This window comes from Hoeflea sp. TYP-13 (assembly GCF_040932035.1).
Taxonomy (GTDB): Bacteria; Pseudomonadota; Alphaproteobacteria; order Rhizobiales; family Rhizobiaceae; genus Hoeflea_A.
Genome location: NZ_JBFRBB010000001.1, coordinates 1,883,089 through 1,902,562 on the forward strand (window position 1 = coordinate 1,883,089; position 19,474 = coordinate 1,902,562).

Sequence of the window (19,474 nt, forward strand, 5' to 3'; positions counted from 1 at the left end):
ACCGGTCAGCCTGCTGCGTAACCAGACGCTCACCGGATTGCATTTATGCATTGCCGGACCGCTAATGTGTGGCCGCCAATCTGCTTTTTGAATTCGCGTATCGTTGCCTGAAACACGTAAAGTGAAAATACTCAGATTGGATCCAATATGCAATATACTAAAATTGGGGTATTCTGTTGATCATTTTCGCCGGCTGAGATGAAGCATGGGGGATTACTCGGGAATGAAACTTGGCCGACCAAACGGATTTGTCCTGGCCCATTGCGCACAGGGTCAGCGTTGGATGCTAGATCAGGTAAGATGGGAGAGCCAAAGACCCGCAGGCATCGCCGATTCGACCGCCCTGAACCGGCGCCGCTCGAGTAGTCCGCCGAGCGGGTGCCCGCTGTGTCAGCTACCTTTATTGTCGCCCCCGCATGACTCAGTGGAACTCAAACGAGGATCTTGTCGGTAGTCCGCCACAGGTGTCTGCGATGGATGTGTAAACGCTAACAAAATCGGATCCAATGAACAATATAATAAAAATTGCAGGAAATATTCGAATACTTGCTGTATTCAGAAAAGACTGTTGGGCAAGCGGAGGAAGATTGTGAAGCTGCAGGCCGTTGATATTGGAAAGACCGCATCGGCGGCGTCGATCATATTCGATTCGCTTCGCCGCGCGATCATAGAAGGCGAACTGGCTGACGGTGAACCGCTGCGTCAGGACGAAATCGCGACGCTCTTCAATACCAGCCGGATTCCCGTGCGCGAGGCGCTGACGCGGCTGGAACAGCAAGGGCTCGTCGAAAGCCGCCGATATCGCGGTGCTGTAGTCGCCGGCATCTCCGCGCGTGAGGCGGCTGAAATATTCGATTTCCGCAGCCTGTTGGAAGGTGAGGTTATTGCCGTCTCGGTTCCAAGGATGACATCGCAGTCACTGCTCGAGGCGCGTCAGCACTTCCAGTCTTTCATGGACAGCGAAGAGCCGATGGAGTGGGGTGAACTAAACCGCCGTTTTCACTATGCGCTCTACCGCGACAGCGGGCTCGATTACCACCTCAAGGTAATCGACAATGCACTCGATCGTGTTGAGCGGTACCTGCGCGCCCAGTTGCTGATGACCGAAGGGCTGGAGCAGGCAAACCGTGAGCACCTTCAAATTCTTGCTGCGTGCGAGAAGGGTGATGCAGTGCTGGCGGCGGACTTGACGCGCCAGCATATTCTGGGTGCCAAGCAGACGCTGGTCGACTACCTGGAGTCCCGCAAATCCGCCTAGCCGCTCCGGCTTCCGGGAATCATCTGCTTTGCTCTTGTCGGGATCAGAAGCGTTCCCCAGCCTCTATCAGCGCGTTGCGGCAGCGGGGCGAAAGCCGGTTGGCGTGGACCTTCAGGCAGAAAATGACATTGCCCTGGCCGACCGGCAGATTGGGGCACAGCACCCGGTAGTCGCGGGCGCAGGATCTGGCCGCCAATCGCATTTCCTGGCGCATCGACATCGATGAGCCGCCTGAAGCGGGTGCGGCTGCCTCGGCCTTTGACGCTGCCGTGGTTGACTTGGCGGTTTCGGTCGCTGCTTTCGTTCCTTCAGAAGCGGTTGCCGCAGGGGCGGTTGCCGTTGTTGCTGAACTGGAGGTGCTTGAACTGTGATCAACGGCCTCAACCGCCGATTTGCAGGCGGGCGACAGCTTGGCCTCGTGCTGCTCAAGGCAGATCAGCGCGTCCATCCCGCCTGTTGGCACACTCGCACAATTGGCCCGATAGTCAGAAACGCAATTCGACTTGATCGCCTGCTGTTGGGCCGGTGTCGGTGTTTGTGCAAACGCGGTTGTGATTGAGCCAATTGCAGTTCCGGCCACGGACAATGTAACGAGTACGAGTAAGCGCATTGGATCCTCCCCAAGGGTGCTGAGGCAGTGTGCCTGCCTGATTGTCGGGTTGAAGTCTCACATCCGTTTGCGGCGTGACTTTGACACCGCGCAGTATAAAGACAGTATACATGCGCAAATCGGCAATTACCAAAATAATGCCCGGTCAGCGGCAATATTACATGCGAATTATATCTGTGAATATAGATCTAGGCCGCCAAATAGGTCCAAAAGTCGAGAACCGTAAGGCTGAAAGTAAGATCGAAGGTTCCGACGAATATCCGACAATCGCGATCGGACTGTTTGCGTATGGACCTTCCCCGGGGCAGGTATCAATCAAGCGACGTCCGACAAACGGTTCTTGAGGGCGTGGTAGAAGTGATCCGCCGCCGCACTGTCCGCCTCGATGCGGTCAGCAATGCGGCGGAAGAGCAAGGCGCAGAACGGATCGTCGCTTGCTGCTGAAATCCGGACACGTCGCTTATCGCGATAGCTGCCGTCCAGGTTGCCGTCCAACGCAATTCCGGTAACAAAAAAACCGTAGTCGTGACAGTCGTACTCGCCTTCAAGCAGTGCTGTTCCGGTGCACATGGCAATTTCGGTTTTGCCGATAAGAATTGGCAGTTCCTCGAAATAAAATTCCGTGTCGAACATATGGCGTCCTTTACCCGATTGAAATCAATCCCACGAAGCCGTGGCCGGCCATTGGCAGGCCAGCATTTCAGGCGGTCTGATAGAATTTGGAGGGAAGGGCCGAAATATACCAATATGGCATATCGGATACAATGCCATTTAACGGATTGTTTGTGCAGCGACGCCCTTAGATGAAGCGGTAATTGCAACGGATCCATCGCCGCTCGCAGGAGCAACCATAGATCATTCCCCGCACGGAACCGAGGCGCTGAACTGGTGAATATTGAAGCTTCTCATGAGGTCATGATCGCCAAGGCGACTGAATTTGCAAATCTGCTGGCAAAACGTTGGATTCCGGCACCATTTTTCAGGGCGCCAAATGACCGGTCTTTACATAGATCAGGCAACCCTCGTCGGAATATGGCGTGTGTTCCGAAAGATGCGGACTTCTTAGCCAGCTTCCTTTTGAATAGTCGCCATGTTCGTCCTGAAACGTTCCCTCAAGGACGAGGATCTCTTCACCGCCCCAGTGCCGGTGCCGATTAAACCTGGTACCCGCTTCCCAGCGCACCAATGCGACATTTTCATTAGGCGCCTCGTGCAGAGGCAGAACGGAAAGCCCTTCCACGGATCCTGGCAGGAAGGACGCCGTGCGGGTATCGATGTGCTTTTGATCATGGTCAGCCTCGTCAAACTGATGCAGCTTGACGAATATTGTGCAGCCCTGATCCGTATGGGGCGTGTGACTCGTACCGATTGGATTGCGGACATAGGAGCCGGCGGGAAAGTCTCCGGTTTCGTCGGAAAACACACCATCGAGGACAAAGAATTCTTCGCCGCCGCCATGGGTGTGAGCATCGAAACGGGATTTCGGAGCAAAGCGCACGATCGTCGTGGCGCGAGCCACTTCATCGCCGATGCGGTCGAGCATCATACGGTCAACCCCGCCCGCCGGCGAGTTTACCCACTCGTAATCCTCCGGGCGGACAACAACCCGCTGTGTGAAATCCGAACGAATGCGCATTGTCGTCTCCTGTTCAATCTTGTCCGGTCAGCCGGTTCTTCAACGCAGCCGTTGCGTCGTCAAACGGGTGGGTGTCATTCGCGGCGCGCGCCAGTAATTGGGCGCCTTCAACCAGCGCCATGCAGGCTTTAGCTTCAACGTCAGGCACACCGGCATTCTTTACGGTATTGTCCTGCAGCGCCCTGGAAAATGTCTCTTCGAGCCAGGCAATGCAGTCCCGGTGAAAGCCGTTGAGTTCGTCAAGCACCGTGTCCTTGAAACTGTCGCGCCCGGTGCTGAAGGCGACACACAGGCACACAGTATCGCCGCCTGAAAGCGCTTCGCGGTAAGTGGTCAGAAATGCACGGAGCCGATCACCGGCCGTGTCGTTTTCCGTGCGGATCGACGCGAGCAGATGTGCAAAATTCACCCTGTATCGCCTGATGAGCGCAAGCGCCAGATCAGCCTTTGCCGGAAAATGGTGGTGAATGCTTGCCTTTCGGATGCCGACCTCACGCGAAAGGTCCGCATAGCTGAACGCGTCAAACCCGCGGGAGCGGGCAGCATGTTCTGCAGCATTAAGCAAAGCGTTTCGAGTGTTCATATAAACCTACTAGTAGGTAGGTTCATGATAGTCAATACGCTGAGATGAATACCGGGCCCGGATCGTGCCCCGATATTCTCATCGGCATGGGAACTTTAAATACAGTCGTGATGATCGGTGGATAAATCCATGCAAACACGCTTACAGGCTGCGGGTATGCTCATTCGTAAATATCGAGCGCCTTCAGCAGTTCCCTGCCCAGCGTGATGCGTTTGCCGGCATCGCCTGCGGTGGCGATGTCGATGGTCAATGCAAACGTGTAGATGGCCTCATCGCGTTCAATCCAGCCAACCCACCAGCCGACTTGCGGTTTGGCTGCAATGCTCCATCCGCCCTTTGCGTATAGACTGCCGTTCGGGCCATTTTCCAGAAACAGAATATCGCGGACTGTTCTTTGGTTTTGTTGCGAGGCGTTCAGTTCGCCCTTTGCCAGTTGCGCTATGAATTCGGCCTGCTCTTTCGGGCTGATTGAAAGCGGGCCTCTCAGCCAGAAATACTCCACGTCACTTCCCGTTGTCCGGTTGCCGTATTCGAGTTTGTCGAGCCAAAGTGCGTAACTTGTGAGGCCGATCCGCCGCGCAAGTTCCTGATAAACGGGCACGTTAGACACTTTGATGGCATCGCGCATCGACATGTCCCGCTCCCAGGATTTCACCGGCTGCGCTTTACCGCCATAGGGAACGATTTCGTTTTCGTTTTCGACCACGCCGGTCTCCAGCGCGATCAGGCTGTTGGCTATCTTGAACGTCGAGGCGGGAAAGCGGCGAATGTCCGCGCGTTCGCCATTGACGACATGATACCGATTGTTGCCGACGTCGAACAAAACGAAAGCACCGTCTAGTCCCTGATCGGCGAAATGCGTTTTCAGTTCGCCATGATCGACAATCTCCTGTGCGGCTGCCAGGCGAATCGGCAATGCCGCCAAAGCGAGCAGAAAAACATGAATAACCAACCGGAACCGCTGCATGGAAACCTCGTACGACCTGCCTGGAGCACTGCGCAGCACTCATGTCTATAACCGCTTTGTGACAATAATTGCGCCGTTCCACGATTGCCAGCGGTCTGCCAAACGGATTGGATTGCCGCCGGTCTTTCAACGACCTAGTCTTGAATAGCGGATTCGGCCGTCTGCCTTTTTAGGCGGCAATCCGTGTAGGGGCGATGCTACTAGATGTACAAGGACGAATGATGAATAAATCGATTTTGATTGCAGCCGCCGCCCTATTATTTTCAGGCGCATCCTTTGCCGGTGAAACGCCATCGGCAGCAGATGCAAAAGTGTATTTTGTCAATTTGAAGGACGGAGACACCGTCAAGTCGCCGGTGACGGTTATCTTTGGGCTGTCGGGTATGGGTGTTGCGCCTGCCGGCACCGAAAAGGAAAACACCGGTCACCATCATTTGTATGTCGACCGTCCGCCACTCGGCGAGGGAGAGGACGGCGCCGACGAGGTGGATTACAGTATCCCGGCCGATGAAAACCACATCCATTTTGGCGGCGGCCAGACTGAAACCGTGCTGGACCTGCCGCCCGGCAAGCACACGCTGCAAATGGTGCTCGGCGACAAGGATCACATTCCTCACGACAAACCGGTTGTTTCCGACGTGATCACAATCACGGTTGAATAGGCGCAAACCGGCCGGGCCGCAGCCCGGCTTTTTCCGGCTAATTTGGCTCTGATTTTAGAAACGACGCTGCACGCACGGTAACGTCTTCACTCAATTCACGCCTGTCTTGTCCATCAGCCGCTTTGCGATCCTGATGGTCGATGAAAACGAGCATCGTGTATAAAATGGCGTCTTCAATCATTATTTTCGAAACGATCGTTTCTTCGGAATTTTTGTCCAATGTGCAGATAACCCTGATCTCACGTGTCGGCAATTCCGTGGCTTTGACTTCACGGGCACCTGATATGACATCGCCTTTGCAGCGGCGGGTAAGCTCTTCGATATCTCCTGAATCATTGTCCTGAAGTGTTTGACCTTCGATTGTGGACATTAGAAAGACACCGCCGACCAAACCGGTTGAAGGCGCAGTCCAGAAAACCGCGTTTTCGAATCCCAGTTCTTCGGTCTCTGCATCGCTCATGTATTTGAAATCGGTGACACCGGTTTCGGAAATCATGCCCGTTGCGATTTGATAAAGCAGCGACTTGTCATATTGGCTGGCAGTGCTTGTCCGCGGTCCGGCATAATTCAGGTTATTGGCAACGCAATCAGCAGTCGCGTTCACTGCACGGCTCGTTCCTCTGAGACTGTAATGTCCCCGGAATGTATCCGCCTTCAACCGCAGTCTGCTTCCGCGCTGGAGCGCGACAAGCACATTTTCGTACTCCGTCAGGGTTACGACGGCAAAATCTTTGCTGAGGGCTACAGCTCTTCCCCCCAGCGTTCTGCGCCCGTCAATCTTCAGGGCGACCGGAAAGCTCTCACCTGTGTTGAACCGGAATACCGGATTTGAAAAGCCGATCGAAACAGTCGAATCCGCGTAGATCGTTATGTAGAGAGAGTCACCGCTGCGATAGGAAGCACTTATTGAGCAATAGTCGAATTTGCCGGTCCTGTCGTCTGTAAAGGCGGCCCCGTCCCAGGCCCCGGAGGAGAATCGGGAACCGGGAATCTCTTCAGCTGAAGCTGCAAATGTCCAAAGCGACGCCAAAACCGCAAAGAAGCCAGTGCGCACAACTCTCTCCCGAAACACATGTCATTTGGAGTGCAGTGTAGGGGATCTCGGGAAAACTTCAATTGCGAGAATGTTAATTGTGGAACAACTCCTGATAGTGGTGTCCGTTCATGAATCACGCCCGGCCTTGTTCAGCGCAGTGGTTTTGCAATAGCGAGCGCCTTTGAGAGAATCTCGTCGCGGCCATAGACATCGCGCCGGTAATGAACGGACCCGTCCTTGTTGACCCAGGCGGTCAGATAAACGACGTGAACGGGCAGGGGATTTTCCAGGCGAACGACGCGGCGTTTTCCCGAGTTAACAATCCTGTCGATGTCGGCGCGGGACATGCCCTGCAGTCCAAGGATCACCTCGGCCATTTTCAACGGATCTTCGACGCGGATACAGCCATGGCTGAAATAGCGTGAAGCTCTTTGAAAATTGGATTTTGAGGGCGTGTCGTGGAGATAGATGTTGAAGCGGTTCGGAAACATGAACTTCACCCGCCCGAGCGCGTTGCCCGGACCCGAATCTTGCCTCAGCCGCACCGGGAACCGCGCACGCGAATAGCTGCTCCAGGGAATACTGGCCGGATTGACCACGCGGCCGTCGACGATTGCCCGTATTTTTTGAGATTGCAGTGCATAGGCATTGGCTTTCAGCTTGGGCAGATATTCCTTGGTCGCAATTGAATAGGGAACATTCCAGTAGGGATTGAACTCCAGATATTCCATCTCGTCGGAAAAGACCGGCGTCCTGTGATAGGGTTTGCCGACCTGGGTGACCGCGGCGTGGATGGTCTTTTCGTTGCTGACGAACTTGACCACCTGATCGGCAAGATTGACGAATATGTAAGGGTCGCCGAAGTCGGCCTGCATCCAGCGCCGGCGCTCAAGATTAAGCTCAACAAGCCTGATCCGTTCGTCAACCGTTGTGTTGAGTTGTCCAAGGGTTGCAGGACCCACGACGCCATCGGCCTCAAGGCCCATGCGTGTTTGGTATTCTTCCAGCGCTTCGACAAGTGCGCCGTCATAAAGCTCGCCGGTATGCGCATTCGCGGGTAGATCTTTCGATTCGATCAACCGCTGCCGCAGCGCCGGCACACGCGGGTCTTTCATGCCTGGTTTCAGCACGGCTCCGGCCGGCACATTCGTCCAGCCGCCTGCTGCCCGGACCACAAACAGGTGTCTAAGGTGGTTCTTCAGGCGTTCATACCGGTCCGTGCCCGGAGCAAATCCCACAAGGGCTTCCAGCGGGTCATCGGATTCGGCTATCCTTTGCAGCAACACATCGGCGGCGATTTCTTCCGGATAGATAACAAGCTCGCGATTGATCTCGTTCGGCGAAACCCGGCCGCGGCGCAGGTGCTGTCCGTAGAGCGTGACGGCATAGGAAAGGGATATTTCGAAATCTGCCAGCCCCGCTTCCCCGTCCTGCTGGAGTTTGGGAAACATCAGGTCGGCTTCATATTCGGCTGGAAGAAGGCCGTCCTCATGGGCATTTAGCAGTGCAAAAACGACCTCTTTGGCTGCGTTGGTCGCCTTGCCGTTCTTGATCCATAACGGCGCGTAGTCACGCTGATCGTACCAAAGGGCAATGCGTTCGGAGCGCCGCGTGTCCGATACAAGGCGGTTTTCGGCGAGGTTCAGCCGCGCCTGCATTTCGAAGTACCACAGCGGCGCATCGGTTCTTTCAGGACCGCCGTTTTCTGTTTGGGCCGGTTGATTGTCAGTGGTTTGAGCCGTTGCCGCCACAGGCAAGACCGTCAGCAAAACGGCCAGACCACCGGATTGAAGTGTTCTCCTCACAACAGCCTCCCTCCGGTCTGATGCGCCGCTTTTGACGTCTTCAGACCCGGATGTTTATCCCTGCACAAGGCGACACCATTGCGTGCGGTATGTCAATCGGCAAACCGCATGGTACGCACAGGCACGCGATCAGTGAAATGGATTGAAAGTGGCGCCGCCTACTGAATTCCGGCAAGGATCTTCGCAAGGCTGACCAGATCGTTGGGACCGACAATCGAGACCCTCAGCATGGAGGGCTCGCCATTGAAAGTTCCAACCTCGGCGGTCTGATAGGTAAAGCCGGCATTGGCGAGTTTTCTTGGCACCGAGGTCAGCCGGCGGTCCCTGTTGAACCGGTCAATGGCTTGAATATAAAGGTCTTGCAGCACCTGGTCGCCGCCGATAGATGTTATGAGATCGCCAATTCCCTCGATCTGCAGGGAGCCCGGTTCAAGATGAAGGCGGCCGTTGCGGACCGTCGGTTGGGCACCGGCAACAATCTGCGCGGTTTCTCCACCCAGCCGGGTTTTCAGTATCGAGCAGACCCAGACCTCGGCGCTGACAATCGCGGTTGTCACAAGCAGCGAGCCATTTACGCCAACCCTTGTTTCGGGCACATCGATACGCAACTCGCAGGCACTGATTTTATCTTCAGCCAGGAACTGAAGCTGTTGACGCAAAATGGGCGCAAGGTCTTCCGTCTTCGCATAGGCATGCAGGACAATTGATTCGGACTGTTCGCCCGCCGTTTCGGCATACAGCGTGACCGGAATTTTTGTAAGTTCGCCGTTCAGCCTGACGGGCACCGGCCCCTGAAAAAGAGGCTCTGCCTGGCCGAAGGCCTGAACGCAAAGCAGCGGGATTGCGAGCACAAACGCCGCCATTCGCATTAAAGACATGAAACCTCTCCCTCGTATGGCGCCGACTATACCCTTTGATTACAGCAAATTAGAAGGTACGCGCGATCACAACTCGGCACAGCATGTTATGTAAAATGCCGTTTTGTTATCGCGCAGGTATCAGTCTGCAATCGGTGGCAGGTCCCGTTCCAGCGTATCGCGCAGATGTGCGTGCTGTGTTGGAAGTTTCAGGGCCTCCCCGAGATGCGCCTTGTCCTCGTCCCGGTCAAAGCCCGGCTCGGCAGTCGAAACCTCGAAAAGAACGCCGCCCGGCGAGCGGAAGTAGATGGCCCAGAAATAGTCGCGGTCGATGACGGGTGTAACCGAATAGCCCGTGTCGACAAGTGCCCCGCGGACGTTCTGTTGCGCAGCCCGGTCTCTGACCGAAAAGGCGATGTGATGAACGGAGCCGGCGCCCTGTTCGGCGGCCTCGGTACCGGGCATTGCGGATATGTCGATTATATCTGCGCCATTGCCGCCTGCGACCCGAAACCGATGATGGTTTTCCTCACTTTCCTGCCGTTCATATCCCATGAATTCGAGAAGCTCAGCAGTTGCATCTGGATCCTTCAGCCGCAGGGCCGCCGAATGGAAGCCGCGAATTGCGAAATCGTTTTCGATGTCCGATCCCGACCAGGGCGCGCGCTCATCTTCGCGCTGCTCCACCAGCGCAAACCCGTCGCCGTCCGGGCCTCTGAAGCCGAGCCGCGTCTCGCCGAACCGCACGGCCTGCGTCAGATTTTCAATTCCAAGTCCTTCGAGGCGGTCCTGCCAGTAGGCAAGCGAGCCCTCGGGTATTGAAAAGACAGTTGTCCCGACCTCACCCGTGCCCGCATGCCCCTTCGCAATGTCAGGGATCGGAAAATAGGTCATGACACTGCCTGGCGTTCCAACCTCGTCGCCGTAATAGAGGTGGTAGACTTCAGGGCGGTCGAAATTGACAGTCTTCTTGACGCGGCGAAGACCGAGCACCTGGGTGAAGAACCCGTTGTTTTCCTGGGCATCGCTGGCCAGGGAGGTGATGTGGTGAAGGCCGTCTATTTGATTGATCATGTGTTGAGCCTCGCAGAAGCAAGCGGCGCACATCAGTGCTCTTTAGGTTCTTCTTTTATTATGGGGCTGCCCGGCCAGATCGCCAAGGGAATCCGAAATTCAGTTTCCTGTCGTGGACCGTTTTCGGATGAATGTCTGCTCCCGCAATTCCCGTCCCCACTGATCGCCGGAATACTCTTCGGCCAGCACAAACCCGTTCTTCTCATAGAGTTTGCGGGCGACATCGAGGCCCTTGTAGGTCCACAATTTGATGCTCCCAAAGCCGTGCCGGTTGCAATGGCCGATCGCTTCCTGGAGCAACCGGCTGCCGACACCGCTGCCGCGTCCGCCGTCTTCAACGAGGAACCAGCGCAGATGCGCTGTGTCCTTGCCGAGGTTTTCGCCGTCGATGGCGATGGAGCCGATAATGCGGCCATTGATACGAGCGGTCCATATCTCGTTGACGGGATTTTCTAGGCGCGTCGCGAATTCGGCAAGTCCGCCGGCGACCTTTGCCTCGAACCGGGCGCCGAAACCATCGAGTTTATGGTAGGCAAGGCCGTGCATTTTGGCGATATGCCCGACAAGCCCTGGCTCGTAACCGGTTCTAATTGTTGCCGGTTTCAGCGTTTGTGATGCGCCGCCGCCGGTTCTTCCGGCCTTCAGAGCTCGGGCGTAGGCAGCAAGGCCGTCGCATATCGTGCTGCGGGCGCGTGAGGGCAGGGGATTGATTGCCCCGGTCACCCTGTCGACGGCAAACCGGTCAATCGCTGCGAGCGTGTCGCGCCCCTTGGCGGTCAGATTCAAATACTTGACCCTGCCGTCATGCCGGGCGACGACTTCACGAACTTCACCGCGCTCAAGCAATGTCCGAACCAGCCGGCTTACTGTCGACTTCTCTAGTAGAAGCGTTTCCGACAGATGCTTTGCGGAAACATCATCTTCGTTTCCGATTTCCAACAGCGCATGAACGCCGGACGGTGACAAATCGGTCTCTGCCAGATTACGGCCCATAAAGCCGAGTTCGCGCACCAGTGACCGGGAGGCCGACCGGATGGTTTCAATCTCTTCGTGATGACGTATGGTCATAATAGTTGTATTATACAACTAAATTTTGATTTTGAAAACCCGCACCGCGAACCCAAAAGACCCGCGCCGGAACGCGGGCCGATTTCAACAACTCAGACGGTGTTCGGTTCAATCGGTTCGGCAGATCTATACCGATGCGGTTGACGCTGCGCCGCCGGGTTCGTTGCGGTTGTCACTTCTCAAATGCGTACCGTGTGTATTTGTGACATCGCGCATGAGCTGCCACCCGATCCTTTGTGAAGGGACTTCAGGCCGCCATCCTGTCACTTCGCAAAACCGGATATTGGAGATGCGCTGGCTGCGGGCAACCAGGCGGCGCAGTTCTGTCGGCAGGACAAAGCGCAAAAGCAGCCGCGGAAGTGTAAACAGTTGCTTGCGTCCCACGGCATTGGCCAGGGCATCGATTGCCTCGCGCTGTGTGCTGGGTATGTCTTCTACCACATCGTAAATACCGGTCGGTGCTCGTTCCAGCGCGTCGACGACTGCGCTGGCGGCATCGTCAATCCAGATCATGGATTTGTACGCTCCGGAATCCGCAACGGACATTGCCAGGCCGTTGCCCGCCATGGCCAGCGTCTGGACGCTGTCGGGTGACGACGGCCCGTAAAAGGACCCGAAGCGCAGAACAATACCCTTGCGGTCTTGCGCGCCGCGCGCGAATTCGAGGACCGCCTCTTCGGCGACCAGTGTCGATTGATGCACTGTGCAGGGCTCAACAGCAGCATTGTCGGCTGTAATCCAGTCCGTACCGCCATTGTCGTAGAACAGCGAAATGCTCGGATAAATCAGTGTCTTGACGCTGGGTGCGGATTCTATCGCCGTAATGATACTGCGCGTTCCCTCCAGGCGTATGCGGTCGTTGTCTTCCCAAATTTCCGGTTTCTTCATTTCCGAAACGCTTGGAATTCTCGTTGCCAGATGCAGCACTGCATCGCAATCCTGCAAAGCAGTCGCCAGTGAAACCGGCTCAAACATGTCAACTGCAAGCGGAATGGCGCCGGTCTGCAACAGCTGCTCCCGGTTGGCGGGAGAGCGGCTGAGCGCACGCACCTCGTGGCCGCTTTCTACGAGTTGTTTTACCACCGGCCGGCCAAGCACGCCGGTGGCGCCCGTTACAAAGATGATCATGACTTTGGCATCCTCATATTTTGTTCGATCCAGCTTTGACCCAGCGGAAACAGGCGCGGATCGGCGCCCGCCAGGAAATCTTCGGTAATGTCTTTCAGGTTTTCCCTCGAGAGCGCCTCGCGATAGGCTTCTTCAGCGCGCAACATCGCGCGATTGACACCGCATCGGCGCGGATATGCACTGTCGTCGAGCCGGCAAGGTCCGCGACGGCGAATTTCCGTGCATCGAAAGGCGGGACGTTTGCCGTCGACCGCCTCGACAACATCGAGCAGGGAGATGTCTTGCGGCAGGCGTGCCAGGCGATAACCTCCGCGCGGACCTGGAACCGATGCCAGAATGCCTTCCGTCACCAGTGCTTTCAGGTGCTTGAGAAGGTAACTCTCGGGAACGCCATGAAACTCTGCAAGCGCTTTTCCGGAAAGTGTTGCATTTGGTGGAAGCCCGCCAAGCAGCATCACACAATGGACCGCCCATTCCACACCATCGCTCAGTTTCATGACTGCCTCCTAATCATGGATAAATTATATCATGGATATTATTTGTCAATGAATATTGGGTTTTTCGACAAACTTTAATGGCATGCGTCATGGTGGATTAAGGAACGAAATGCATGACGACGGCCGGACCCTCGGATGTCTGCAGCTCTTCCTTGCGAATAAAGCCGGCCTTTTCATAGGCCCGGCGCGCCCGGACATTTTGCGGATCCGGATCGATCACGACACCGCAGGCGCCATCTTTCAGCAATTGATTGGCAAGAGCGTGCAAATAGCCGGAGCCGTGGCCGACGCCGATCATGTCGGGTTCGCCGATGAAGGTGTCGATTGCACGTGTGCCTCTTGGCAGATGGCTCAAATGTTCATGCGGCCAGCTATGGATCTCGTAGTGCTGGGCATAGGCAAATGGCCGATCGTCGAACACTACAATTAGATTGGCCATGCGCGGATCGTTCAGATCCTCCTTGATGAGCGATAACTCATGATCCGGATCACCCCACCAGCGCCGGACTTCGGGGGTTTGAAGCCAGCATGTGAGTGTCGGAAAATCCGCCTCCGTCACCGGGCTGAACGTGTAATTTTCAGACAACATGCATCACTCTCGTGAGGGCCCGGCAGATGCAGACCCCGGCAGGTTCTAGCTCCGGCTGACAAGCAGCTTGAGGCCTGCAAATGCGAAGAATGCACCTAGCACACCCTGAATCCAGCGGCGTGCACGGGCATAAATACTCACCATGAATGGCGTCGAGAAGGCGACCGCGTAGAGAAAATGGATAACGAGTGACAGTATCGCGGTGCCCGCGACAATGGCAAAGGCAACCCACAAGGGGGCATGCGGGCCGAGCCCGAGAGATATGATCGCAATCCAGGCGAGTGCCGCTTTCGGGTTGGTCATCTGAATGATGAAACCGCGGGCAAAATAACCGGCGGGTGTGCGTCGGTTGCCATTGAGCACCTTCGCCGTCATATCCTGTTTGGACGCCGCGGCGCGGAACGATTTGTAGGCCAGCCATAAGAGATAAAAACCGCCGACAATTTTTATGAACAGCATCGCTGATGCATAGGTCGCGAGGACGGCTGAAAGCCCGAATGCTGTCAGTAGCGCCCAGCAAAGAGATCCGAGGGCGACGCCCATCGCAAGCGAGATACCCGATTGCCGCCCGATACCCATTGACGTTCCGATGATGGCAAGGACATTGGGTCCGGGACTGGCAATGCCGAGAAGGAAAGCTGAATAGGCCAGAAGAATACCCGGAAGGTAAAAGTAGAACTGTTCCATTGTCAGCATCCCGCCCTAGATGTTCATATTATGTTCTCAACCTGCCACAACCGAAGCCGGCGGGCAAGGCCAAAGGCGAGGGCCCGGCTTGCGGCGCATCTATTTGCGGCCCGGACTTGACGAAACGGTGCCAAATTTGCGAATTATAGCCCATGGGGTTTACGAACGCCCCGTGAGGCGACAGCCCAAGATTCGTGTCCGACCGAAACTGAACAAGGGAAGGATGCGTCATGCCGTCGCCAACTGAAATAACTGTCACCCAACTCAATCGCCTTATCGGAACTCCGGATACACCGGTGCTGATCGATGTCAGCCTCAATGAGGACTTCAATGATGACCCCCGTTTGATTCCGTCCGCCTTCCGGCATCAGTTTGACGATGTCGCGGCCTTGTCGGGACAACTGGGCGATCGAAGGGTGGTGGTCTATTGCCAGAAAGGTCTCAAGCTGAGCCAGGGTGCGGCAGCTGTGCTACGGGACAGCGGCATTGCCGCCGAAACGCTGCAGGACGGATTTGTTGGCTGGCGAGACGCCGCCATGCCGCTTGTTCCTGCCGGCAAACTTCCGCCGCGTGATGCCGAAGGCCGCACCGTGTGGGTTACCCGTCACCGTCCGAAGATAGACCGCATTGCCTGTCCGTGGCTGATCCGGCGTTTTGTCGATCCGCGCGCACGGTTTTTATATGTTGCACCTTCCGAAGTGCTGGATGTCGCGGACCGGTTTAAAGCGACGCCATTCGATATTGAGGATGTCTTCTGGAGTCACCGCGAGGAGCGCTGCACTTTCGATACGATGATTGATGAATTCGAACTGGCGATGGAGCCGCTTCAGCGGCTTGCGACCATCATACGTGGCGCCGACACAAACAGACATGATCTGGCGCCCCAGACGGCCGGGCTTCTTGCCGCCTCTCTCGGTCTGTCGCGCATGTATCGTGATGATCTGGCACAGCTCGACGCCGGAATGCTTCTCTACGATGCCTTCTACCGCTGGTGCCGGGATGCGACGGATGAAGGCCACGATTGGCCGGCCGCGGTCACGAGGAACTGAAGCGATGAACGTCGCAAGCACAACGGGGCGCGATAATCGCGCCCCGGAATCACTCTCTGAGGCAACACGCGCTTTTGCGAAAATCGGCATCCTGTCGTTCGGCGGTCCGGCCGCGCAGATAGCCTTGATGCATCGTGTACTGGTTGAGGAACGGGGGTGGCTGACGGAGCGGCAATATCTCAATGCGCTCAGCTTCTGCATGCTGCTGCCGGGGCCAGAGGCCATGCAGCTTGCCACCTATGCCGGCTGGCGCCTGCACGGCGTTATCGGCGGGCTGATCGCCGGTCTGCTTTTTGTATTGCCGGGTGCGGCTGTAATGTTGGTACTGGCCGTCATCTATGCCTATCTCGGCGACGTTCCGCTGGTCAGCGCGCTGTTTCTCGGCATCAAGGCAGCAGTGCTGGTTATTGTGGTCGAGGCTCTGCTCCGGGTTGCAAAGAAGGCACTGCATCTGCCGCGGCACTGGGTGATCGCTGCGCTGGCCTTTGTCGGAATATTCTTCCTTAATCTGCCGTTTCCGCTGCTTATTCTGCTCGCCGCGCTTTACGGTTTTTTTGCTGGCCGGCCCAAATCTGAGACCCATGAAGCACCGGTCGCCACAAGGTCCACCCCGTTGCAAACCTTGCGGACTGTGCTCCTGTGGCTTGCCGTTTGGTGGGTGCCGATCCTTCTCGCGGGCACCCTTGCCGGCGAACCGATCCTCGCCGAGCTTGGCCGTTTCTTCTCCAAACTTGCGGTTGTCACATTCGGTGGCGCCTATGCGGTGCTTGCCTATATGGCCCAGGACGTCGTCAACCACTATGGATGGCTGTCGCCGGGCGCCATGATGGATGGTCTCGGCCTTGCCGAGACAACACCGGGCCCGTTAATCCTCGTCACCGAATTCGTAGGATTTCTGTCCGCCTTCGGCGTGGGTGGGCTTGTGCTGGGAGTTGCCGGCGCGATTGTGACGCTTTGGGCAACGTTTGTCCCATGCTTTTTGTGGATATTCGCGGGCGCTCCCTATATCGACTGGATTGGCACACAGCCGCGCCTGCAGGGCGCGCTTTCCGGCATCACCGCCGCGGTGGTTGGCGTTATCCTCAATCTCTCCATCTGGTTCGCGCTCCATGTGGCGTTCGCCAAGGTCGCACCGCAGCATTATGGCCCGGTCGTCCTGTGGCAACCCGAACTTGCCACCGTTGACTGGCGCGTGATCGTGCTCGCCCTCCTTTCCGGTGTTTTATTGCTGCGCCTGCATTGGGGCATTGTCCGCGTACTGGCCATATCCGCTTTGCTCGGACTGGCATTGAGCTATGTTGGATAGGGCGAACCGTTTTTCGGAAGGACAGAAATGAAAATCACCCGGAACCGCTTGCATGTGAAAAACACAATCGAACTTGTTGATTTTTATTCAAAAAACCTTGGAATGCAGAACTTTGGTTCACAGGCATCACCGCTGCTCGGCTATGATGCGCAGCAATGCCTTGTCGAATTGGTTGGCGGCGCTCAGCGCGAATATATCGCCCAACCGGATGCGCTCTACTGGAAAATCGGCATAACCCTTCGCGATCTTGATAAAGCCGTTGGTTTTCTGCGATCTGAAGGATATCCGGTCAGCGAACCGCGTCAGTTCGCTGATATCGGTTATATGAGCCATCTGCGCGATCCGCATGGATTTGCCATCGAATTGCTGCAGCAGGGCTTTGAGGGCAGGGCGGCGCCAGCGGGGCGGGGCCATCCCGTCGGGGGGCAGGCAACGCTCGCCCATATCACCCTGCGCGTCAATGACATAGCCGCTGCGCGCGAACACTGTGAAACGAACCTTGGCATGCGGCTGATGTCCGTCCAGCCGGTCAAGGAGTATGGTTTTTGTCTGTATTTTTATGGGTGGAGCGAAGAATCTCTGCCCGTATCCGATGTTGAAGCGGTTGAAAATCGCGAATGGCTCTGGGCACGACCCTACGCACTTTTGGAACTGCAGCACCTGTTGGGGGGTGGTGTCGGAGCGCCCGGCACCGGCAAGGACAGAGCGGGATTTACGGGATTTGCCTGGCAGGATGCAGGTGGCGCGCACAATTATCTGCAGCCGGATCAACTAAAAGACTGGCTTTGAGTTTATCTGCAGCGCGGCCCTCAAACCTTTTGAACGGGTTTGTGAATTGCAACGCCGGCCATCACCAGGAATATGCCGCCGAGATCGCGGAACGTTGGTATTTGCGACAGCACGATCGCTGCAATGACAGTTGCTGTTGCGGGCAATAGTGCCAGGAGAAGGGCGAAGGAAGCCCTTGGCAGTCGCGACATGGCAAGCTGATCGCAAATATAAGGAATGACCGACGAGCAGATACCGACGCCTATGCCCGCCAACACCAGATTGACCGCGCCGAAAACCTGAGCAGCCTGAACAAATCCGATCGGCATGAGGATCAAGAACGCAATCGCCATTGCCGCCCCGAGCCGCTCAATGCCGTTGGCAGCACCGTCGGATGCTGCTTTGTGACCAAGGACGATGTAACCGACAAACAGTGCGCCATTTAGAAACGCCCAGAACAGTCCAAGCGGATCGCTCGACCAGCGAACATCGATCAGGATATAAACCCCGATGACAGCAAGAGCGAGTGCCGCAAAATTCCGGCCGGTTCGAAGACCGTAGAGCGCCACGCCGATTGTTCCGACAAATTCCAGCGCCGCAACCAGACTCATCGGAAGTCGTTCGAGTGCGAGATAGAAGGATGTGTTCATCGCCGCAAGACAGATACCGAGCGCGGCAAGGAGTGCTCGGCCCTTCATGTCTGCGCGGCTGATGGTCTCCCATGGACGTGTGAAGGGCGCAAAAATCAGCGCAGCGGAGGCGATGCGGAACCAGGCAACGCCAAGCACGCCGATGGCCGGAAACAGCAACACGGCAAATGACGGGCCGAGGTAGTGAAATATGGCGCTGATGCTAAACCATGCATGGGGCGGGACGTTTTGGGCGGTCTTGTTTATTGCAGGATTTGCGATTGGCATGGCGGCTCCCTTGTTCTCTTTATTATTGCAGGGATTTCAGCTATTGAAATAGAGAATAGAAGGTGGTTGATGCTCTAACAAATCGAATATTAGGAATATTAAGTGAAGCGCCTGCGATATGAATATTCAGACTTTGATGTGGTCGACGAAAAACTGCTGAAGGCATTGGCGGCAAACGCCCGCATCAGCACGGCTGAATTGTCCCGTCTGGTTGGCTTGTCCGCGCCAACAGTCGCCGAGCGAATAAAGCGACTTGAGGAAGCCGGCGTGATTGCCGGCTACGCAGCACAAATCGATCCGGCCGCGCTCGGCCTTCCCATCGCGGCGTGGTTGAGGATCAGGCCGATACCGGGTGAGCTGAAACGCGTTGCGGAAATTCTGCGCGAGTTACCGGCAATCGTTGAGTGCGACCGCATTACAGGAGAAGACTGTTTCATCGCCCGTGCCCATGTCGCATCGGTCGCTGACCTTGAAGAGCTGATCGACGAGGTCATTCCCTATGCAATGACGAACACGTCGATCATCCAGTCTTCACCGGTCAAGCGCCGACTGCCGCCGTTCAGGTCGAAAGAGTGACCCTGGCAGTTCAGCGGCTTTACTGCATGCGGCGGATTTCAACATCGAAAGGGTCATTCCATTTGTGAAAATTTTCAACCGGACCGACATCTTCCCGCGACAATCCAATATCCTGAAGCAATTCGTTGTTGAGGCGCGCAAGTTCCCCGTCTCTGGAACGGGATTTGAATTTGTGCAGGGTGCCCGCGGCAATCGCAATTGCGCCTTGCAAACACACCGACATTATTTCGGCCACATGCCTGCGGCGAACGGGCAAATGAGTTCGGACGGCACCACCACCATGGGCGTTGGAAACAGTGTGCTCAAGCATAGTGAACTCCTCCTTGTCGATTACAGGAAATTGGTAACACGGCACTGCTGACATGAATCTGTCAGCAGTGCCGTGTTAGGCTCGGTAAAAA

At 56.2% G+C, this 19,474-nt stretch carries 22 protein-coding genes; 6 read left to right on the forward strand and 16 right to left on the reverse strand.

The window, feature by feature from the left end:
* Positions 1-589 precede the first annotated feature (589 nt).
* Positions 590-1,258, forward strand: coding sequence for a GntR family transcriptional regulator (locus ABVT35_RS08965; protein ID WP_368465970.1), 669 nt, complete (start codon positions 590-592; stop codon positions 1,256-1,258).
* A gap of 43 nt (positions 1,259-1,301) precedes the next feature.
* On the opposite strand, the gene ABVT35_RS08970 is transcribed toward ABVT35_RS08965, so the two are convergent.
* The 5 genes from ABVT35_RS08970 to blaOXA all read right to left on the reverse strand — a co-directional run bounded on the left by ABVT35_RS08970 (position 1,302) and on the right by blaOXA (position 5,054).
* Positions 1,302-1,868: a hypothetical protein gene (locus ABVT35_RS08970; protein ID WP_368465971.1), complete on the reverse strand. Its 567-nt coding sequence runs from the start codon at positions 1,866-1,868 to the stop codon at positions 1,302-1,304.
* A gap of 315 nt (positions 1,869-2,183) precedes the next feature.
* Positions 2,184-2,501: a hypothetical protein gene (locus tag ABVT35_RS08975; RefSeq protein WP_368465972.1), complete on the reverse strand. Its 318-nt coding sequence runs from the start codon at positions 2,499-2,501 to the stop codon at positions 2,184-2,186.
* Positions 2,502-2,847: 346 nt separating this feature from the next.
* The gene (locus ABVT35_RS08980) at positions 2,848-3,504 is read right to left on the reverse strand and encodes a cupin domain-containing protein (protein WP_368465974.1); all 657 of its coding nucleotides are present in this window, start codon (positions 3,502-3,504) and stop codon (positions 2,848-2,850) included.
* Positions 3,505-3,517: 13 nt separating this feature from the next.
* A complete protein-coding gene (locus ABVT35_RS08985) occupies positions 3,518-4,087 on the reverse strand; it encodes a TetR/AcrR family transcriptional regulator (RefSeq protein WP_368465975.1) in 570 nt (189 codons plus the stop codon).
* Between the two features lie 160 nt (positions 4,088-4,247).
* A complete protein-coding gene (blaOXA, locus tag ABVT35_RS08990; RefSeq protein WP_368465976.1) occupies positions 4,248-5,054 on the reverse strand; it encodes a class D beta-lactamase in 807 nt (268 codons plus the stop codon).
* A 221-nt stretch (positions 5,055-5,275) separates the two neighbouring features.
* On the opposite strand from blaOXA, the gene ABVT35_RS08995 reads away from it, so the two are divergent.
* A complete protein-coding gene (locus ABVT35_RS08995) occupies positions 5,276-5,716 on the forward strand; it encodes a DUF4399 domain-containing protein (RefSeq protein ID WP_368465977.1) in 441 nt (146 codons plus the stop codon).
* Positions 5,717-5,753: 37 nt separating this feature from the next.
* Here the strand turns inward: ABVT35_RS08995 and ABVT35_RS09000 are convergent, their stop codons facing one another.
* The 9 genes from ABVT35_RS09000 to ABVT35_RS09040 form a co-directional block, all read right to left on the reverse strand.
* Positions 5,754-6,770: a hypothetical protein gene (locus ABVT35_RS09000; RefSeq protein ID WP_368465978.1), complete on the reverse strand. Its 1,017-nt coding sequence runs from the start codon at positions 6,768-6,770 to the stop codon at positions 5,754-5,756.
* Positions 6,771-6,901: 131 nt separating this feature from the next.
* Entirely contained in the window at positions 6,902-8,557 is a 1,656-nt protein-coding gene (locus tag ABVT35_RS09005) for a murein L,D-transpeptidase (protein ID WP_368465979.1), read from the reverse strand.
* A 158-nt stretch (positions 8,558-8,715) separates the two neighbouring features.
* Positions 8,716-9,435, reverse strand: a complete 720-nt coding sequence (locus ABVT35_RS09010; RefSeq protein ID WP_368465981.1) for a hypothetical protein — start codon at positions 9,433-9,435, stop codon at positions 8,716-8,718.
* Between the two features lie 120 nt (positions 9,436-9,555).
* On the reverse strand, positions 9,556-10,488 hold the full coding sequence (locus ABVT35_RS09015) for a VOC family protein (RefSeq protein ID WP_368465982.1): 933 nt from the start codon (positions 10,486-10,488) through the stop codon (positions 9,556-9,558).
* A gap of 99 nt (positions 10,489-10,587) precedes the next feature.
* Positions 10,588-11,556: a GNAT family N-acetyltransferase gene (locus tag ABVT35_RS09020; RefSeq protein ID WP_368465983.1), complete on the reverse strand. Its 969-nt coding sequence runs from the start codon at positions 11,554-11,556 to the stop codon at positions 10,588-10,590.
* 126 nt (positions 11,557-11,682) lie between these two features.
* Positions 11,683-12,684, reverse strand: a complete 1,002-nt coding sequence (locus ABVT35_RS09025; protein WP_368465984.1) for an NAD-dependent epimerase/dehydratase family protein — start codon at positions 12,682-12,684, stop codon at positions 11,683-11,685.
* Positions 12,681-13,181, reverse strand: coding sequence for an Rrf2 family transcriptional regulator (locus tag ABVT35_RS09030; protein ID WP_368465985.1), 501 nt, complete (start codon positions 13,179-13,181; stop codon positions 12,681-12,683). Before ABVT35_RS09030 ends, ABVT35_RS09025 begins: the two co-directional genes overlap by 4 nt.
* 97 nt (positions 13,182-13,278) lie before the next feature.
* On the reverse strand, positions 13,279-13,770 hold the full coding sequence (locus ABVT35_RS09035) for a GNAT family N-acetyltransferase (RefSeq protein ID WP_368465986.1): 492 nt from the start codon (positions 13,768-13,770) through the stop codon (positions 13,279-13,281).
* Between the two features lie 45 nt (positions 13,771-13,815).
* Positions 13,816-14,457 carry a LysE family translocator gene (locus ABVT35_RS09040; protein ID WP_368465987.1) on the reverse strand — a complete coding sequence of 214 codons (642 nt, stop codon included), beginning with the start codon at positions 14,455-14,457 and terminating at the stop codon, positions 13,816-13,818.
* Between the two features lie 230 nt (positions 14,458-14,687).
* Between ABVT35_RS09040 and ABVT35_RS09045 the strand changes: the two genes are divergently transcribed.
* Genes ABVT35_RS09045 through ABVT35_RS09055 form a run of 3 tightly spaced genes read left to right on the forward strand, consistent with a single transcriptional unit; the run spans position 14,688 to position 17,601 of the window.
* The gene (locus ABVT35_RS09045) at positions 14,688-15,506 is read left to right on the forward strand and encodes a chromate resistance protein ChrB domain-containing protein (RefSeq protein ID WP_368465988.1); all 819 of its coding nucleotides are present in this window, start codon (positions 14,688-14,690) and stop codon (positions 15,504-15,506) included.
* Positions 15,507-15,510: 4 nt separating this feature from the next.
* The gene (gene chrA / locus ABVT35_RS09050) at positions 15,511-16,812 is read left to right on the forward strand and encodes a chromate efflux transporter (RefSeq protein ID WP_368465989.1); all 1,302 of its coding nucleotides are present in this window, start codon (positions 15,511-15,513) and stop codon (positions 16,810-16,812) included.
* 27 nt (positions 16,813-16,839) lie between these two features.
* A complete protein-coding gene (locus ABVT35_RS09055) occupies positions 16,840-17,601 on the forward strand; it encodes a VOC family protein (protein WP_368465990.1) in 762 nt (253 codons plus the stop codon).
* Between the two features lie 20 nt (positions 17,602-17,621).
* Here the strand turns inward: ABVT35_RS09055 and ABVT35_RS09060 are convergent, their stop codons facing one another.
* On the reverse strand, positions 17,622-18,497 hold the full coding sequence (locus tag ABVT35_RS09060) for a DMT family transporter (protein WP_368465991.1): 876 nt from the start codon (positions 18,495-18,497) through the stop codon (positions 17,622-17,624).
* 102 nt (positions 18,498-18,599) lie between these two features.
* Between ABVT35_RS09060 and ABVT35_RS09065 the strand changes: the two genes are divergently transcribed.
* Positions 18,600-19,073: an Lrp/AsnC family transcriptional regulator gene (locus ABVT35_RS09065; RefSeq protein WP_368465992.1), complete on the forward strand. Its 474-nt coding sequence runs from the start codon at positions 18,600-18,602 to the stop codon at positions 19,071-19,073.
* Between the two features lie 19 nt (positions 19,074-19,092).
* On the opposite strand, the gene ABVT35_RS09070 is transcribed toward ABVT35_RS09065, so the two are convergent.
* Entirely contained in the window at positions 19,093-19,437 is a 345-nt protein-coding gene (locus tag ABVT35_RS09070) for a DUF1127 domain-containing protein (RefSeq protein WP_368465994.1), read from the reverse strand.
* Between the last annotated feature and the right edge of the window lie 37 nt (positions 19,438-19,474).

Excerpts from the sequence above, each read along its gene's own strand:
- ABVT35_RS08970 (WP_368465971.1), bottom strand. The coding sequence starts at position 1,868 with ATGCGCTTACTCGTACTCGTTACATTGTCCGTGGCCGGAACTGCAATT.
- ABVT35_RS08975 (WP_368465972.1), bottom strand. The coding sequence starts at position 2,501 with ATGTTCGACACGGAATTTTATTTCGAGGAACTGCCAATTCTTATCGGC.
- ABVT35_RS08980 (WP_368465974.1), bottom strand. The coding sequence starts at position 3,504 with ATGCGCATTCGTTCGGATTTCACACAGCGGGTTGTTGTCCGCCCGGAG.
- ABVT35_RS08985 (WP_368465975.1), bottom strand. The coding sequence starts at position 4,087 with ATGAACACTCGAAACGCTTTGCTTAATGCTGCAGAACATGCTGCCCGC.
- blaOXA (WP_368465976.1), bottom strand. The coding sequence starts at position 5,054 with ATGCAGCGGTTCCGGTTGGTTATTCATGTTTTTCTGCTCGCTTTGGCG.
- ABVT35_RS08995 (WP_368465977.1), top strand. The coding sequence starts at position 5,276 with ATGAATAAATCGATTTTGATTGCAGCCGCCGCCCTATTATTTTCAGGC.
- ABVT35_RS09010 (WP_368465981.1), bottom strand. The coding sequence starts at position 9,435 with ATGTCTTTAATGCGAATGGCGGCGTTTGTGCTCGCAATCCCGCTGCTT.
- ABVT35_RS09015 (WP_368465982.1), bottom strand. The coding sequence starts at position 10,488 with ATGATCAATCAAATAGACGGCCTTCACCACATCACCTCCCTGGCCAGC.
- ABVT35_RS09020 (WP_368465983.1), bottom strand. The coding sequence starts at position 11,556 with ATGACCATACGTCATCACGAAGAGATTGAAACCATCCGGTCGGCCTCC.
- ABVT35_RS09025 (WP_368465984.1), bottom strand. The coding sequence starts at position 12,684 with ATGATCATCTTTGTAACGGGCGCCACCGGCGTGCTTGGCCGGCCGGTG.
- ABVT35_RS09030 (WP_368465985.1), bottom strand. The coding sequence starts at position 13,181 with ATGAAACTGAGCGATGGTGTGGAATGGGCGGTCCATTGTGTGATGCTG.
- ABVT35_RS09035 (WP_368465986.1), bottom strand. The coding sequence starts at position 13,770 with ATGTTGTCTGAAAATTACACGTTCAGCCCGGTGACGGAGGCGGATTTT.
- ABVT35_RS09040 (WP_368465987.1), bottom strand. The coding sequence starts at position 14,457 with ATGGAACAGTTCTACTTTTACCTTCCGGGTATTCTTCTGGCCTATTCA.
- ABVT35_RS09045 (WP_368465988.1), top strand. The coding sequence starts at position 14,688 with ATGCCGTCGCCAACTGAAATAACTGTCACCCAACTCAATCGCCTTATC.
- chrA (WP_368465989.1), top strand. The coding sequence starts at position 15,511 with ATGAACGTCGCAAGCACAACGGGGCGCGATAATCGCGCCCCGGAATCA.
- ABVT35_RS09055 (WP_368465990.1), top strand. The coding sequence starts at position 16,840 with ATGAAAATCACCCGGAACCGCTTGCATGTGAAAAACACAATCGAACTT.
- ABVT35_RS09060 (WP_368465991.1), bottom strand. The coding sequence starts at position 18,497 with ATGCCAATCGCAAATCCTGCAATAAACAAGACCGCCCAAAACGTCCCG.
- ABVT35_RS09070 (WP_368465994.1), bottom strand. The coding sequence starts at position 19,437 with ATGTCAGCAGTGCCGTGTTACCAATTTCCTGTAATCGACAAGGAGGAG.